This is a genomic window from Nocardia wallacei, assembly GCF_014466955.1.
Classification (GTDB): Bacteria; Actinomycetota; Actinomycetes; order Mycobacteriales; family Mycobacteriaceae; genus Nocardia; species Nocardia wallacei.
Window position 1 is genome coordinate 2536309 of the sequence record NZ_AP023396.1, and the last position, 14742, is coordinate 2551050.

General features: G+C 68.9%; 13 protein-coding genes. 6 read left to right on the top strand and 7 right to left on the bottom strand.

What is annotated here, in order from left to right; genetic code table 11:
• Nucleotides 1-25: 25 nt before the first annotated feature.
• From NWFMUON74_RS11530 to NWFMUON74_RS11550, 5 genes are all read right to left on the bottom strand, one after another.
• Nucleotides 26-1066 carry an ATP-grasp domain-containing protein gene (locus NWFMUON74_RS11530; RefSeq protein WP_425300424.1) on the bottom strand — a complete coding sequence of 347 codons (1041 nt, stop codon included), beginning with the start codon at nt 1064-1066 and terminating at the stop codon, nt 26-28.
• Between the two features lie 664 nt (nt 1067-1730).
• On the bottom strand, nt 1731-2624 hold the full coding sequence (locus tag NWFMUON74_RS11535; RefSeq protein WP_187687803.1) for an amino acid ABC transporter permease: 894 nt from the start codon (nt 2622-2624) through the stop codon (nt 1731-1733).
• Nucleotides 2621-3256, bottom strand: coding sequence for an amino acid ABC transporter permease (locus NWFMUON74_RS11540; RefSeq protein ID WP_232111153.1), 636 nt, complete (start codon nt 3254-3256; stop codon nt 2621-2623). The genes NWFMUON74_RS11535 and NWFMUON74_RS11540 overlap by 4 nt, the downstream gene beginning before the upstream one ends.
• A 137-nt stretch (nt 3257-3393) precedes the next feature.
• Nucleotides 3394-4227 (bottom strand): glutamate ABC transporter substrate-binding protein, encoded by an 834-nt coding sequence (locus NWFMUON74_RS11545; protein ID WP_187687805.1) that lies wholly within the window; start codon nt 4225-4227, stop codon nt 3394-3396.
• 43 nt (nt 4228-4270) lie between these two features.
• On the bottom strand, nt 4271-4999 hold the full coding sequence (locus tag NWFMUON74_RS11550) for an amino acid ABC transporter ATP-binding protein (RefSeq protein ID WP_187689089.1): 729 nt from the start codon (nt 4997-4999) through the stop codon (nt 4271-4273).
• Nucleotides 5000-5289: 290 nt separating this feature from the next.
• On the opposite strand from NWFMUON74_RS11550, the gene miaB reads away from it, so the two are divergent.
• Both miaB and NWFMUON74_RS11560 read left to right on the top strand, forming a co-directional pair.
• Nucleotides 5290-6753, top strand: a complete 1464-nt coding sequence (gene miaB, locus NWFMUON74_RS11555; protein ID WP_232111154.1) for a tRNA (N6-isopentenyl adenosine(37)-C2)-methylthiotransferase MiaB — start codon at nt 5290-5292, stop codon at nt 6751-6753.
• Nucleotides 6754-6942: 189 nt separating this feature from the next.
• The gene (locus tag NWFMUON74_RS11560) at nt 6943-7542 is read left to right on the top strand and encodes an Rv2732c family membrane protein (RefSeq protein WP_187689090.1); all 600 of its coding nucleotides are present in this window, start codon (nt 6943-6945) and stop codon (nt 7540-7542) included.
• A gap of 15 nt (nt 7543-7557) precedes the next feature.
• Here NWFMUON74_RS11560 and NWFMUON74_RS11565 read toward each other — a convergent pair whose 3' ends face one another.
• On the bottom strand, nt 7558-7965 hold the full coding sequence (locus tag NWFMUON74_RS11565) for a nitroreductase family deazaflavin-dependent oxidoreductase (RefSeq protein ID WP_187687807.1): 408 nt from the start codon (nt 7963-7965) through the stop codon (nt 7558-7560).
• A gap of 13 nt (nt 7966-7978) precedes the next feature.
• Nucleotides 7979-9451 carry a DUF349 domain-containing protein gene (locus NWFMUON74_RS11570; protein WP_187687808.1) on the bottom strand — a complete coding sequence of 491 codons (1473 nt, stop codon included), beginning with the start codon at nt 9449-9451 and terminating at the stop codon, nt 7979-7981.
• A gap of 623 nt (nt 9452-10074) precedes the next feature.
• Between NWFMUON74_RS11570 and NWFMUON74_RS11575 the strand changes: the two genes are divergently transcribed.
• From NWFMUON74_RS11575 to hflX, 4 genes are all read left to right on the top strand, one after another.
• On the top strand, nt 10075-10836 hold the full coding sequence (locus NWFMUON74_RS11575) for a class III extradiol ring-cleavage dioxygenase family protein (RefSeq protein WP_187687809.1): 762 nt from the start codon (nt 10075-10077) through the stop codon (nt 10834-10836).
• Nucleotides 10812-11786 (top strand): tRNA (adenosine(37)-N6)-dimethylallyltransferase MiaA, encoded by a 975-nt coding sequence (gene miaA, locus NWFMUON74_RS11580; protein ID WP_187687810.1) that lies wholly within the window; start codon nt 10812-10814, stop codon nt 11784-11786. Before NWFMUON74_RS11575 ends, miaA begins: the two co-directional genes overlap by 25 nt.
• 159 nt (nt 11787-11945) lie before the next feature.
• On the top strand, nt 11946-12866 hold the full coding sequence (dapF, locus tag NWFMUON74_RS11585) for a diaminopimelate epimerase (protein ID WP_187687811.1): 921 nt from the start codon (nt 11946-11948) through the stop codon (nt 12864-12866).
• 63 nt (nt 12867-12929) lie between these two features.
• The gene (gene hflX, locus NWFMUON74_RS11590) at nt 12930-14417 is read left to right on the top strand and encodes a GTPase HflX (RefSeq protein ID WP_187687812.1); all 1488 of its coding nucleotides are present in this window, start codon (nt 12930-12932) and stop codon (nt 14415-14417) included.
• Nucleotides 14418-14742: the final 325 nt, after the last annotated feature.

Sequence of the window (14742 nt, forward strand, 5' to 3'; positions counted from 1 at the left end):
TCCCGTGATCCGATGCTGCCGCGGATCAGATGTAGAAATCGAGTTCTTCCTGCCGCTTCAGCAGATCCCGCAGAGTGTACGGATCGTCACCGAAGAAGTACAGTAGCCCCCAATGGTTTCCGAACGCGGTGCGCTTGGTGACCTTGTCGGTCAGGGGAGCGGTGAGCTCGTGTGATTCGAAGTAATCGTGATCCTCGGTCTCTTCCGGCATGGACAAATGGCTGACCACACGTCGACGTGGATACACGCCGAAACAGCCGGCGTGGCCTCGTGCGTCCACCACTTCCTTGGGGAAGAACGCGTCTATTTCCGCCTCGGTCGTTTTCGGATCGAAGGCCAGGACCAGCGCGTGATACGCGTTGAAACCGTAGGCCCGCTCCAGCAATTCGAACACCTTGAAACCCGGCGGCCGGTAGGCGACCTCGCCGAAGTACATCTCGCCGTCGCTGGTGACGAAGTACTCGGGATGGACGAAGCCGAACTCGATGTCGAACGTCTTGATCAGTTTCTCGACCTGCCGGGTGATCTCCGGCCGGTACCGTTCGAGTTCCGGTGTCGCCGGGACGAATACCGAGTAACCGAGCGTGACGTACTCGGAGATGTTGAGAAAACGGATGCGCCCCTTGTGGATCCAGGCCTCCACCGCGAATTCCCAGCCGTCCAGATGGGACTCCATCAGCAGCGGGAACTCGTCGTCGGGAATGGTGTCGATCTCGTCCGGGGTGCGGATGACCCGGTGCCCGAGGCAGCCGGCCTTGTCGAAGGCCTTGATGTGGATGGGATCGTTGGGGTCGCCGTCCAGCTTCAGCAGGGTCTGGTTGACCCGCTTGAGGAAACGGATGACGTCGTCGCGCTCGTGGGCCTCCTCGAAGATGCCCACGCGGATGCCGCCGAGCTGGGCTCGCCGCTTCATCAGCGACTTGTCCCGCAGCAGCATGGCCTGGCCCAGCAGGCGGGGGTTGTCGAGCAGTACGGAGTTGATCGCCCCGGCCCACTCCACGGTTTCCTCGTAGATCGGGATGGCGACGTCCACCCCGAGTTCCTGCAGTGTCTCCGCGATCTCCATCGAACGATCGTTGAGCCGCTCGAAATTCCATGGGATGTAGGGGATATCGTGTTCGACACAATATTCCTCGGCCCACTCGGGAGCGACCACGATATAGCGTCGGTCGAAGCGATCGACCGCCTCGACGGCGTTCAAACTCCAGCCCAGCAGGGCCACATAACCTTTGTCCGGATTCTTGGTCTTCGACCGTGGTGTTGAAGTCGGCAAAACCTGTCCCCTCTCGACCTCTGGTGTCGGTTCTTCTCGAGGCCGCCAGTTCGTCCACCGCGATATCATCGAGGCGTCGCGCGGTAATTCATGCTCTGGTCGTTCGTCTCGCAGCTCCTACTCGTGTGGCCGGTAAACGGGCGCGCGCGATCGGATGCCGAGACGATCGGAAGTCGACAAGCAAGCGCCGGCTACGCCGACATATTTCGAGGCGCCGGCGCAGAGCCCTGCTCGCCGTGGGCATTCGGCTCGGATCTCCGTGGCGCCGTCATTGTTCGCGAATACCCGGTACGTCGCTTCTTCAAACAGCGCCGCCGCGGCCGGCCCGCCGAATCCCCTGTTGGAGGCCACATTTGGACACCCGCTCCCCGGCCGCGGGCAGTGGCGTGACCCGACGAGCCAGGGAGCGGTGCACCTACAGAATGCTGTCCGCCCGCACCGTATCCGAGACTTGCGCTCAGCGAGATTTGGTCAGATCCATCCCGGGCGCCGCATCGGTGAGCGCCGCGGCGGCCGGGACCACCGTACGGCCCTTGCGCCGCGATCGCAGCCGCTTCTCCAGCCAGGTGGCGAATCTGGTCAGCGACCAGTTCAGCGCGATCATGATGACCGCCACGACGATCAGCGACGGGACGGTGTTCTGCTCCGCCGCACCGAGTTGCTGGCCTTGGCGCACGATCTCCTGATAGGTGATCTGATAGCCCAGCGCCGTGTCCTTCAACGCCACCACCATCTGCGACACGATGGCGGGCAGCATGGCCGTAATCGCCTGCGGCAGCAGAATGATCCGCATCATCTGGCCCTTGCGCAGGCCCAGCGCGACGGCCGCTTCGGTTTGGCCCTTGGGCAGCGATCGGATGCCCGAGCGGACGATCTCGGCGATGACCGAGCCGTTGTAGACGGTCAGCGCGATCACGACCGCGGTCAGCGCGTACTGGCTGGAGTCGGTGAGGTCGTACTTCGAGATCACCGCGTACAGGAAGATCATGAGAATCAGCACGGGGATGGCCCGGGCGAATTCGACGATCGCGCCCGCCACGATGCGTACGCTGCGGTGGTCCGACAATCGCAGCAGGCCGAAGATCATCCCGATCGCCAGCGCGAAGACGATCGACAGCGCCGCGGCCACGACGGTGCCGCGCAGGCCGGGCAGGATGTAGGTCTCCCACACTTCGCCGTCGATGAACGGCTTCCATTTCGCCGCGGTGAGCTGCCCTTTGTCGGAGAGCTTCGCGATCACGAGCCAGAGAAGTGCGGCGATCACCGCGGCGACCAGCACCGAGTAGACGGCGTGCCGCACCCGCGCCCTGGGGCCGGGCGCGTCGAACAGGACCGAGGCGCCTGAGCTCATCGCTTCACCTCATATTTTCTTGCCAGCCAACCGAACAGCAGGCCGACAGGCAGGGTCAGGATGACGAAGGCCAGGGCGAAGATCGCGCCCACGACGATGATGTCGGCTTCGTTCTCGATCATTACCGACATCAACCTCGCGGCCTCGGCGACACCGATCACCGCCGCGATGGTGGAGTTCTTGGTCAGCGCGATCAGCACGCTGCCCAGCGGTGCGATGACCGACCGAAACGCCTGCGGAAGGACGATATACCGCAAGTTCTGGCCGAACGTCAGCCCGAGCGAGCGACCCGCCTCCGACTGCCCCAGCGGCACCGTGTTGATGCCCGAGCGCAACGACTCGCACACGAAAGCCGCGGTGTAGATGGACAAACCGACTATGGCGAAGCGAAAGTTGTTGGTGGCCAGGAAGTTCAGATTGTTACTGTCGCCGGACAACTGAACGCCGAGGGTGGTGTAGACGCCCAGCGAGCAGAAGACGAGGATCAGGGTCAGGGGTGTGTTGCGGAAGAGGGTCACGTAGGCGGTGCCCACCCAGCGCGCCACCGGCACCGGCGATACCCGCATCGCGGCCACGATGACACCGAGGATCAATGCGCCGACCGTCGACAACAGGGTCAACTTGATGGTCATCCAGAAGGCGTCGAGCAGTTGGTCTTGGTATCGGGAGATCAAGTCGAACACGGCGGACGTGTCCCTCCGATCGTCATGGGTGAAACTTGTTGGGCGAGGGGCGATCCCGGTCGGAGACCGCCCCGCACGCGAAAGGTTCAGTACCGGTCGACCTGCGGCGGGGCCGAGGGCTGGAACCCGGTGCTACCGAAGTTCTTGTCCAGCGAGGCCTTCCAGGCGCCGTCGTTGATCATCGCCTCGATGGCGTCGTTGATCCTGCCGCGCGACTCGGTGTCGCCCTTCTTCACGCCGATGCCGTACTTCTCGGTGGTGAACGGCTTACCGGCCAGCTTCAGTTGACCCGGGTTCTGCGCGGCGAAGCCGGCCAGGATGATGTCGTCGGTGGTCAGCGCGTCCACCGCGCCCGCCTTCAGGGCCTCGACACACAGCGAATAGGTGTCGTACTCCTGCAGCTGCACGTCGTTGGCGTAATTCTTCTGAATGTTCTGTGCCGGAGTGGAACCACGCACCGAGCAGAGCTTCTTTCCGCCGTTGAGCGACTCCGGGCCGGTAATGGCGGTGTTGTCCGCGCGAATGAGCAGGCTCTGGCCGGCCAGGTAGTACGGCCCGGCGAAGTCGACCTTCTCCTTGCGCTGGTCGGTGATCGAGTACGTACCGACCACGAAATCCACCTGCCGGTTCTGGATCAACGTCTCCCGCTGCGCCGACGGCGCCTCCTTGAACGTGATCTCGTCCTCCGCCACACCCAGCTTGCCGGCGACATACTTGGCGACGTCGATATCGAAGCCGGAGAACGAGCCGTCCTTGTTGCGCAGGCTCAGGCCGGGCTGGTCGAACTTCACGCCGATGGTCAGTTTGCCGTCGGCGGCGTTCTCGACGGCGGTTTTGGAACTGCCTCCGCCACAACCTGTTGCGGCGACCGCCACGGCGAGGGCGCCTATTCCGATTTGCAATGCACGGGTGATCCTCATCGATTTCCTTTTCTCTCGTGCAGTACTAGGTTTCGGTCACCGGTCAGTGACTCAAGATCTTGCCGAGAAAATCCTTGGCACGGTCGGAACGCGGTGCGGTGAAGAACGCCTCCGGTGCGGCGTCCTCCATGATCCGACCGTCCGCCATGAACAACACCCGGTCGCCGGCACGGCGAGCGAAGCCCATCTCGTGGGTGACCACCAGCATGGTCATCCCTTCCTTGGCCAAGGACACCATCACCTCGAGCACCTCGTTGACCATCTCCGGATCCAATGCGGAGGTGGGCTCGTCGAACAGCATCACCTTGGGGTTCATCGCCAGCGCGCGTGCGATGGCGACGCGCTGCTGCTGCCCGCCGGACAGCTGGGCCGGGTACTTCTCCGCCTGGTCGGCGATGTCTACCCGTTCCAGCAGTTCCATCGCCTTCTCGCGGGCCTGCTTCTTGTCGACGCGGCGCACCTTGATCGGCGCGAGCATCACATTCTCGAGAATCGTCTTGTGCGCGAACAGATTGAACGACTGGAACACCATGCCGACGTCGGCGCGCAGCTTGGCCAGGGCCCGGCCCTCGGCGGGCAGTTCCACACCGTCGACGGCGATGGTGCCGGAATCGATGGGTTCGAGGCGGTTGATGGTGCGGCACAGCGTCGACTTCCCGGACCCCGACGGGCCCAGCACGATCACGACCTGCCCCTTGGGCACCTCGAGGTTGATGTCCTGCAGCACGTGCAGAGCGCCGAAATGCTTTTGCACATCACGCATCGAGATCATCGGTGGCGCGGCGGCGTCGGCGGGAGTCGGCTCGGCGGCAGTGCCGGGTGTTGCGTCGGCAGCGTCGGTCATGAAAACAGACCCTAGAGCGAAGGCGCTGGAAATGCGCAGTATTCGGGCATGCGTCGCGCGGTCGCCTCCTGGCTTTAACCCGAGCTTGACATCGGTGACCGGTATCACGCCCGCTCAGCGGCGGGTGGACGGGCCGATTCCGAATTTCCGTGAGCCGATACCCTGGACGGGTGAATTCGCAGCAGCGGACCTACGAGGTGCGCACGCACGGCTGTCAGATGAACGTGCACGACTCCGAACGCCTGTCGGGCCTGCTCGAGGACGCCGGATACGTCCGGGCCATGCCCGGCGCGACGGCGGATCTCGTCGTGTTCAACACCTGTGCGGTGCGCGAGAACGCCGACAACAAGCTCTACGGCACGCTGGGCCACCTGGCGCCGGTCAAGGCCGAGCGGCCGGGCATGCAGATCGCGGTCGGCGGCTGCCTGGCGCAGAAGGACCGCGACACGGTCGTGCGCAAGGCGCCGTGGGTCGACGTCGTGTTCGGTACGCACAACATCGGCTCGCTGCCGGTACTGCTGGAGCGCGCCCGGCACAACGAACAGGCGCAGGTCGAGATCCTCGAATCGCTCGAGGCGTTTCCCTCGACCCTGCCCGCCAAGCGGGAGTCCGCCTATGCCGGGTGGGTGTCGATCTCGGTGGGCTGCAACAACACCTGCACCTTCTGCATCGTGCCCTCGCTGCGCGGCAAGGAGGTCGACCGTCGTCCGGGTGACGTGCTCGCCGAGGTGCAGGCGCTGGTCGAGCAGGGTGTGCTGGAGGTGACGCTGCTGGGTCAGAACGTGAACTCCTACGGGATCAACTTCGCCGACCCCGACGAGCACCGCGACCGTGGGGCGTTCGCGAAACTGCTGCGCGCCTGCGGGCACATCGAGGGGCTGGAGCGGGTGCGCTTCACCTCGCCGCATCCGGCGGAATTCACCGACGACGTCATCGAGGCGATGGCGCAGACGCCGAACGTGTGCCCGCAGTTGCACATGCCGTTGCAGTCGGGCTCCGATCGCGTGCTGAAGGCCATGCGGCGGTCCTACCGCAAGGCGCGGTACCTCGGGATCATCGAGAAGGTGCGTGCCGCCATGCCGCACGCGGCCATCACCACCGACATCATCGTCGGCTTCCCGGGCGAGACCGAGGAGGACTTCCAGCAGACCCTGGATGTGGTGCGGCAGGCGCGGTTCACCAGCGCCTTCACCTTCCAGTACTCGATCCGCCCCGGCACGCCCGCCGCCACCATGGCCGACCAGGTGCCCAAGGCGGTGGTGCAGGAGCGCTACGACCGGCTCGTCGCGCTGCAGGAGCAGGTGTCGCTGGAGTCGAATCAGGCGCTGATCGGTACCGAGGTCGAGTTGCTGGTCGCCGCGGGCGCGGGCAAGAAGAACGCCGCCACCGCACGGATGAGCGGGCGGGCTCGCGACGGGCGGCTGGTGCACTTCCGGCCGCCCGCCGGCGACACCGGCCGCCCGGGTGACATCGTCACAGTCGACATCACCGGTGCGGCCCCGCATCATCTGATCGCCGACGGCGTACTCCACAGCCATCGCCGCACCCGCGCCGGTGACGCTCACGAACGCGGCATCCTGCCCAAGACCGCGCCCATCGGCGTCGGCCTGGGCATTCCGCGCATCGGCGCGCCCGAACCGGTGGCCGCGAGCGCGGGCTGCGACGCGGGCTGCGGGGTCTGAGCAATGGCCGATCGCGGCGAGGACGAGGCGAAGGACGACGCGGACGCCAACGACGGAGATCGTGCCCGGTCTACCGGCGATGCCCGGCCGGACGGGGATACGACGGCCGGTAGTATCTCGTCGGATGCCGATTCCGGAGCCGCGGGCGACGCGGCGGAGCGGCGAACCTCCGAGCCGAACGAGGAGCAGATGAATCCGGCCGAGTCCCAGGTGTTCGAGGAATTCCGCGACGATCTGGAAGCGGTGGAACGCAAGATCGCGGGGGAGATCGACCCGGGGGCGCGCGCCATGGTGGTGGCGGTGGCGGTCTTCGTGCTGCTGCTGTCACTGGTGCTGCCGCACGCGGGCAGCGCGCGCGGGCTCGACGTGATCCTCTACGACGCCACCGCCGAGACCGAGCACATCGGCCTGCCGTCGCGGGTGTTCGAGTGGTTCGTGGTGGTCTTCGGGATCTGCTTCTCGTCGCTGGCGCTGGTGACCCGCCGGTGGGTGCTGGCCTGGATCGCGGTGGCCGGGTCGGCCGTCGGCAGCGTGTTCGGCGTGCTGTCGATCTGGCATCGGCAGACCCCGGGACTGGGCAACTACGAGGGCGCCGGGCCGGGCATCGGCCTCATCCTGGCCCTCCTCGCGATCGTCGTGCTGACCTTCCACTGGGTGAAGGTGGTGTGGAGCCGCACCGCCCTGCACCTGGAAGCCGAGGAGAAGCGCCGCCAGGCCGCCGCCGCGCGGGAGAAGCAGGAACGCACGTGGTTGCTCGGCGACCAGGAAGACCGCAAGAACGACGAATAGCCCACGCGGCCTTCCTCACGGCATGCGGCGCAGCGCGACCACCGGGATCGTGCGACCGGCCTGCTTCTCGTGGTCGGCGAAGAATGGGTAGCGCCGGGTGATGTCGGCCCAGACTCGGTCGTAGTCCTCGTCCCGCAGCGGTTGCGCTGTGGCCGAATAGGTTTCGTCGCCGAGTTCCACCGTGACGGCCGGGTCGGCGGACAGGTTCAGGTACCACTCCGGGTGGCGGGGCGCGCCCTGGTTGGAGGCGATCACCAGTACCCGGTCGCCGTCGCGGTGGAACATCATCGGCGTCGTGTGTGGCGCGCCCGAGCGGCGGCCGGTCGTGGTGAGCAGCAGCAACCGGTCCCGGCGCATGCCCTCGATCTCGGCGCCCGCGCGGTACTGCGCGATCACCCGCTTGTTGATCTCCCGCACATCCATCCGGTCGGCCTCCTCAGCGCTGGCTGACCGCCCCCTCAGCGGCCTCCGCCCATTCTCGCCACTGCTTGGCTTGTTCGAGGGCCTTCTCCTCGTCGCGCGCGCGGCCGGCGGCACGCGCCTTGGCGGCCTGCTCCTCGAACTGCGCCACCCGCTCGCGGAACTGCGCGGCCCGGGCCACCGCCTCCGGATCGGTGCGTCGCCACTGCTGGTCGACCGCGTCGCGCACCCGCCGCTCGATTCCGCGCAGCTTGCCCTCCAGGTCCTGCATGCGCTCGCGCGGGACCTTGCCGATCGCGTCCCACTTCTCCTGCAGTTCGCGCAGGGCCGCGCGGGCGTTGTCGAGGGCCGCGGATCCGGCGTCCAGGTCGGCGGGGATCCGTTCCTCATAGGTGCGCAGCAGTTCTTCCTTGGCGGCCGCGTTCTCCTCGAATTCCGCGTCGCGCTCGGAGGCCGCGGCGTTGCGGGCGGCGAAGAACACGTCCTGCGCGCTCTTGAACCGGCGCCACAGCTGCTCGTCGGCCTCGCGCGGGGCGCGGCCCGCCGATTTCCATTCGGTCAGCAGCTCGCGGAAGACCGCGGCGGTACCGGCCCAGTCGGTCGAGCCGGACAGCTCCTCGGCCCGCCCGCACAGCTCCTCCTTGCGTGCCTTGGCCGCCGCCCGTTCCCGGTCCAGTTCGGCGAAGTGCGCGCCGCGCCGGCGATTGAACGCCTCGCGGGCCTTGGAGAACCGCCGCCACAGCGCGTCGTCGACCTTGCGGTCCACGCCGCGGATGGTCTTCCACTCGTCGAGGATCTCGCGCAGCCGGTCACCCGCGGCCTTCCACTGGGTGGAGTCGGTGGCGATCTGCTCGGCCTCCGCGCACAGCGCCTCCTTGCGCTCGGTCTGCTCGTGGCGGGTGCGCTCCTTCTCCTCCTTGGCGTGGGCGGCCGCCTCGTCGGAGTGCTCGATGATCGCCTGCAGGCGGCGGGCCAGACCGTCGATATCACCGATGACCGCCGCGGTCGGCAACGTTTCGGCAAGCGCGAGGGCGGCCGTCTTGGTCTTGCGGGCGTCGGTACCGGCCGCCAGCCGCGCCTCCAGTAGCGCCACCTCGGTGGCGAGGTCGTCGAACCGGCGGCCGAAGTGGGCCAGGCCCTCGGCCGCGTCGCCGGCCTGCCAGGAGCCCACGACGCGTTCGCCGTCGGCGGTGCGCACCCAGGCGGTGCCGTCCTCGTCGACCCGGCCCCACCTGCTGGGATCGCTGACGGTCGGCACCACGACGGGATGCGGATGCTCCTGCGCGGGGCCCGGGGCGGGTTTGATCGCATGCGGCTTGGGGGACTCCGGTTTCCGCGATCCCGGCTTCGGCACGCCCGGCCGGCGGGGGGTGGCGCCGGGCTTGGCCGCGTCGGCGGGCGTGGGCCGTTTCGCGACGGAGTCGCTGGACCGCTGCGCCGTGCCCGCGTCCGGATGGGTAGCCTTCTCGGTTCCGCTGTTCTCGGTCATCGCTCCTCGTCCCTGCCGCGCGTCACGGCTGCCTGGTTACGCCCTAGCTCATCCCATTCAACCAGGCAGCCGGAGGATTCGCCGTGTCTTGTCGGCGGTGGCGCGACTCGAACGGTTGCCGTGCGCCCCGACCCGCGTTACGGTGTGTGGCTTCGCCCGCCCGTCGGCCGCGCCCGGGCAACACCTTCGCCCCGCTCGGGGCACCTACCGCGCGGTCCGGCACATCTCCGTGACGACCGATCACCCGGCATGCGGATTGTTCGCGGCCTCTCCGAAACCGGCCACGCGGCGTCCATGGGGATAGGCGGCGTCCGCCGGGATAGCCGACGACGCGTCAGGCCGGATGAGGCGGCGTCCGCGGGGGATGGCCGACGATGTACTCCGGTCGGGCGAAGTAGGGACGGTGTCGTGGAAGGACGGTGCCGCGGCGTGGCGGACGGGGTGGTGTCTGCTGGGGTGGGCGACGAGGTGCTCCTGTAGGGCGAGGCGGAGGGGCGGTGTCGTGGAAGGGCGGCGTGGCGGACGGGGCGGTGTCTGCCCGGGATGGGCGACGAGGTGCCCCGGTGGAGTGAGGGAGGGCGGTGTCGCGGCGTGGGGCCCGGGGCGGTCGCTACGGTGGACGCGTGTTTCGCGTCGCGGTGTTGATTCCCTCGCCTCCTGTGCTGGTTCCCGAATTGTGCGGGGGACGGCCGGTGGGCGATGCCGGGCACGTGGCCGCGCAGGTGCCGCGGTTGCGGGCGGAGGTGCTGGCGGCGGGGCGCGCGCTGGCGGAGTTCGCGCGGCGCTGGACCGTGGTGGGAACGGGCGCGGCGGACGCGGTCGTCGAACCCGACGCCGCCGGGACCTTCGTCGGATTCGGCGCGGACGTGCGGGTCGGGTTGTCGGAGGCGGCGCTGTCGGGCGCGGCCGACCCGGAGCTGCCGCTGCCCGCACTGATCGGGGGCTGGCTGCGCGGGGAGGTGGCGCGCGACGCGGTGGCCGAGGCGCGGATCGTGGACGCGCGCGCCGATCCGCGGTACTGCGCCGAGGCCGGTGCGAAACTGCGCCGTGAACTGGACGCGAGCCCGGAGGACCGCGGGGTGCTGGTGGTCGCCGACGGCGCGGCCACATTGTCGACGCGGGCGCCCGGCTACCTGGACCCGCGCGCCGAGGGTGTGCAGGAGCGCATCGACCGCGCCTTGGCGGCGGGGGATCGGTCCGCGTTGGCCGCCCTGGACGATCGCCTGTGCGCGGAACTCGACGTGTCCGGGCGCGCGGCATTCCAGGTCCTGGCCGGGCTGTTCGATGTGGACGACACCGCGCCCTGTGTCGAAAGTCGTTACCGCGCGGCACCTTTCGGCGTGGGATACCAGGTGTCTGTATGGCGGCCGGGACCCCGGTCGTGACCACCCCGATCGCCGTGGTCGGCCCCACCGCCACCGGCAAGTCCGAGCTGGCGCTGGACCTGGCACAGCGTCTGGACGGCGAGATCGTCAACATCGACGCCATGCAGCTCTACCGCGGCATGGACATCGGTACCGCGAAACTTCCGGTGGCCGGGCGCCGCGGCATCCCGCATCACCAGCTCGATGTCCTGGAGGTGACCGAAACCGCCACGGTCGCAACGTATCAGGCCGCCGCGGCCGCGGACGTGGAGGCGATCCGGGCGCGCGGCCGGACTCCGGTGATCGTGGGCGGCTCGATGATGTACGTGCAGGCGTTGCTGGACCAGTGGGAATTTCCCGCGACCGACCCGCAGGTGCGCGCGAAATGGGAGGCACTGCTGGCCGACGGCGGCGTCGAGGCGGTGCACGCCGCGCTGCGCACCGCCGACCCGGCGGCGGCCGCGACCATCCTGCCCACCGACGCCCGCCGCATGGTGCGGGCGCTGGAGGTGGTGGAGCTGACCGGGCGCCCGTTCGCCGCGTCCCAGCCGCGCATCGGCGAACCACGCTGGGGCACAATCATTCTCGGCATCGACCGGGAGACCGCGGAACTCGACGCCCGCATCGCCGCCCGGACGGCGACGATGTTCGGCCTCGGCCTGGTCGACGAGGTACGCGGCCTCATCGAGCGCGGCCTACGGGAAGGCCGGACCGCGCGGCGCGCCCTGGGGTACGCGCAGGTGCTGGCCTATCTCGACGGTGAGTACGACCTCGAACAGGCCCGGGAGCGAACCCATTTCGGCACCCGCCGCTACGTCCGCCGCCAGCGCTCCTGGTTTCGCCGCGACCCCCGGGTCCACTGGCTGGACGGCGCCGACCCGGGCCTGACGACCACGGCACTGGCTCGCGTGCACGCCGAGACGCGCGGCTGCAGTACGGCGCCCGGCAGCCCTAATGGCAACCCCCGATAGCCGCCGGCTCCCGATCCTCGGCAGCCGGGAACGCCCGGGGCGGGCCGCGCCCATGCCACCTCGCCGAGCACCGGTCACGGCGCGGTATCGTGCGCGGGATCGATCGCCCCGTTACGAAATGTTCCGGTGTTGCCGGACGTTGGCGTGAGGACCATGGAGATGAGCGAGCAGACCGAATCGCGCGACGGCCGCACCGGCGTCGCGTTCGCGAAGGGGCACGGCACCCAGAACGATTTCGTCGTGCTACCCGACCCGGACGCCCGGCTGGACCTGCCGGCGCAGCGCGTGGCCGCCCTGTGCGATAGGCAGCGCGGTATCGGCGCCGACGGTGTGCTGCGGGTCGCGCGCGCCGGAGCGCTGGTCGCGAACGGCGTGCTGGCCGAACTGCCCGAGAACGTCACCGCCGACGACTGGTTCATGGATTACCGCAACGCAGACGGCTCCATCGCCGAGATGTGCGGTAACGGCGTGCGGGTCTTCGCGCACTACGTGGTGTCGACCGGATTGGACGCCCGCACCGAGTTCGTCGTCGGCAGCCGCGCCGGTGCGCGCCCGGTCACCGTGCACGCGGCGGGCCCCGTGCACGGCGAGGTCACCGTCGCCATGGGCCCGGTGCGAGTGCTGGGCGAATCCACCGCCACGATCGGTGGCCACGCGCTGCGAGGGCTCGGCATCGACGTCGGCAACCCCCATCTGGCCTGCGTGGACGCTGAGTCGACGGCCGACGGGCTGGCCAAGCTGGACCTGGGCGTGCCGCCCGGTTTCGACCCCGAACTGTTCCCGCACGGCGTGAACATCGAGATCCTCACCGCGCTGGACGCCGCGGGCGCGGTGGACATGCGGGTCTACGAGCGCGGAGTCGGCGAGACCCGCTCGTGCGGCACGGGGACCGTCGCGGCGGCGGCCGCCGCCCTGGCGCGCCAGGGCTTCGCGCTCGACAGCGATCGCGGCGAGGTGCGGGTGCGAGTGCCCGGCGGCGCCGTGGTCGTCACCTTCGACGGCGGTTCGGCGTGGCTGCGCGGTCCGTCGGAACTCGTCGCCTCCGGCCACCTGGCCGCGGACTGGTGGTACGGGGCCTGACCGATAGGCCCGCGGAATAACTCGGGTGCGCGGGCCCGTTGAGTCGTGGGACCATGGAGGCGTATGAGTAAACCAGAAACGTACGAGTTCACCCCGATCGAGGAGCTCGACGACACCGCAGCGGACCGCGACGGCTGGACTTCCGATCCGACCGTCGGCGAACTGCAACTCGAGGACCGCAGCGCCTTGCGCCGCGTCGCCGGGCTGTCCACCGAACTCGCCGACATCACCGAGGTCGAGTACCGGCAGCTGCGCTTGGAGCGCGTCGTGCTGGTCGGTGTCTGGACCGAGGGCACCGCGGCGCAGGCCGATGCCAGCATGAGCGAACTCGCCGCACTCGCCGAGACCGCGGGTTCGGAGGTGCTGGAGGCGCTCATCCAGCGTCGCGACAAGCCCGACCCGGCAACCTACATCGGCTCCGGCAAGGCCGAGGAGCTGCGCGCCGTCGTGCTCGACACCGGCGCCGACACCGTGATCTGCGACGGTGAGCTGACCCCCGCGCAGCTGACCGCGCTGGAGAAGGTCGTCAAGGTCAAGGTCATCGACCGGACCGCGCTGATCCTGGACATCTTCGCCCAGCACGCCACCTCCCGCGAGGGCAAGGCGCAGGTGTCGCTGGCGCAGATGGAATACATGCTGCCGCGGCTGCGCGGCTGGGGTGAGTCGATGTCCCGGCAGGCCGGTGGCCGCGCCGGTGGCGCCGGTGGCGGCGTGGGTACCCGCGGTCCCGGTGAGACCAAGATCGAAACCGATCGCCGTCGCATCCGCGAGCGCATGTCCAAGCTGCGCCGCGAGATCAAGGAGATGAAGACCGCCCGCGACACCAAGCGCGCGCGGCGAAGCTCCAGCGGGGTCCCGGCGGTCGCGATCGTCGGCTACACCAACGCCGGGAAATCCAGTCTGATGAACGCGCTCACCGGCGCGGGCATCCTGGTCCAGGACGCGCTGTTCGCCACCCTCGATCCGACCACGCGCCGCGCCGCCCTCGAGGACGGCCGCGAAGTGGTGTTCACCGACACCGTCGGTTTCGTCCGGCACCTGCCCACCCAGCTGGTGGAGGCGTTCCGCTCGACGCTGGAAGAGGTGACGGGCGCCGATCTGCTGCTGCATGTGGTCGACGGTTCCGATCCGCTGCCGGCCGGTCAGATCAAGGCCGTGCGCGAGGTGATCACCGAGGTGCTGCGGGAGTCGAACGCGACCAGCCCGCCGGAACTGTTGGTGGTCAACAAGATCGACGCCTTGACGCCGGGCGAACTGGCGCAACTGCGGGCCCAGCTGCCCCAGGCCGTGTTCGTGTCGGCACGCACCGGCGCGGGGCTCACGGACCTGCGCGACCGGCTGGCCGAGGTGCTCGGCGCGCTGGACGTGGAGGTGAGCGTGCTGTTGCCGTACACCCGCGGCGACCTGCTCGCCCGCATCCATGCCGACGGCCGGCTGCTCGACTCCCAGCACGAGGAGGGCGGCACCCGCATCCGAGCCCGCGTCCCCGCCTCCTTGGCGGCGGTGCTGTCGGAATACGCCCACGCGGGAACGGCGCACCTGCCGGGCTGAGCGGCCGTGCCCCTCGCCCCTGGTGGGCCGGCCCTCCTGGGTTATCGCAACCGCAAGCTGGCCGTCACCAGCGCGGTACCCGGTCGGCCGCCGTCCCGAGGTTTCGCGCCCGTCCGGTCGCGGTGCCAGGCCGCGCGCCTGTCTGATTGCGGTGCCGGGTTTCGCGCAGTCCCGATCCGCGTGCTGGGGCTTGCATTGTCCGGTTGCAGTTCGGGACATCCGCACCCGCCTGGCCAGCCGTCTTCGCCCGGCTGCCCCGTGCCCGAGGGGCACGCTCGTTTTCGTTACGATTCATAATCGAGAACGAGTGACAGGGAGGGTTCTC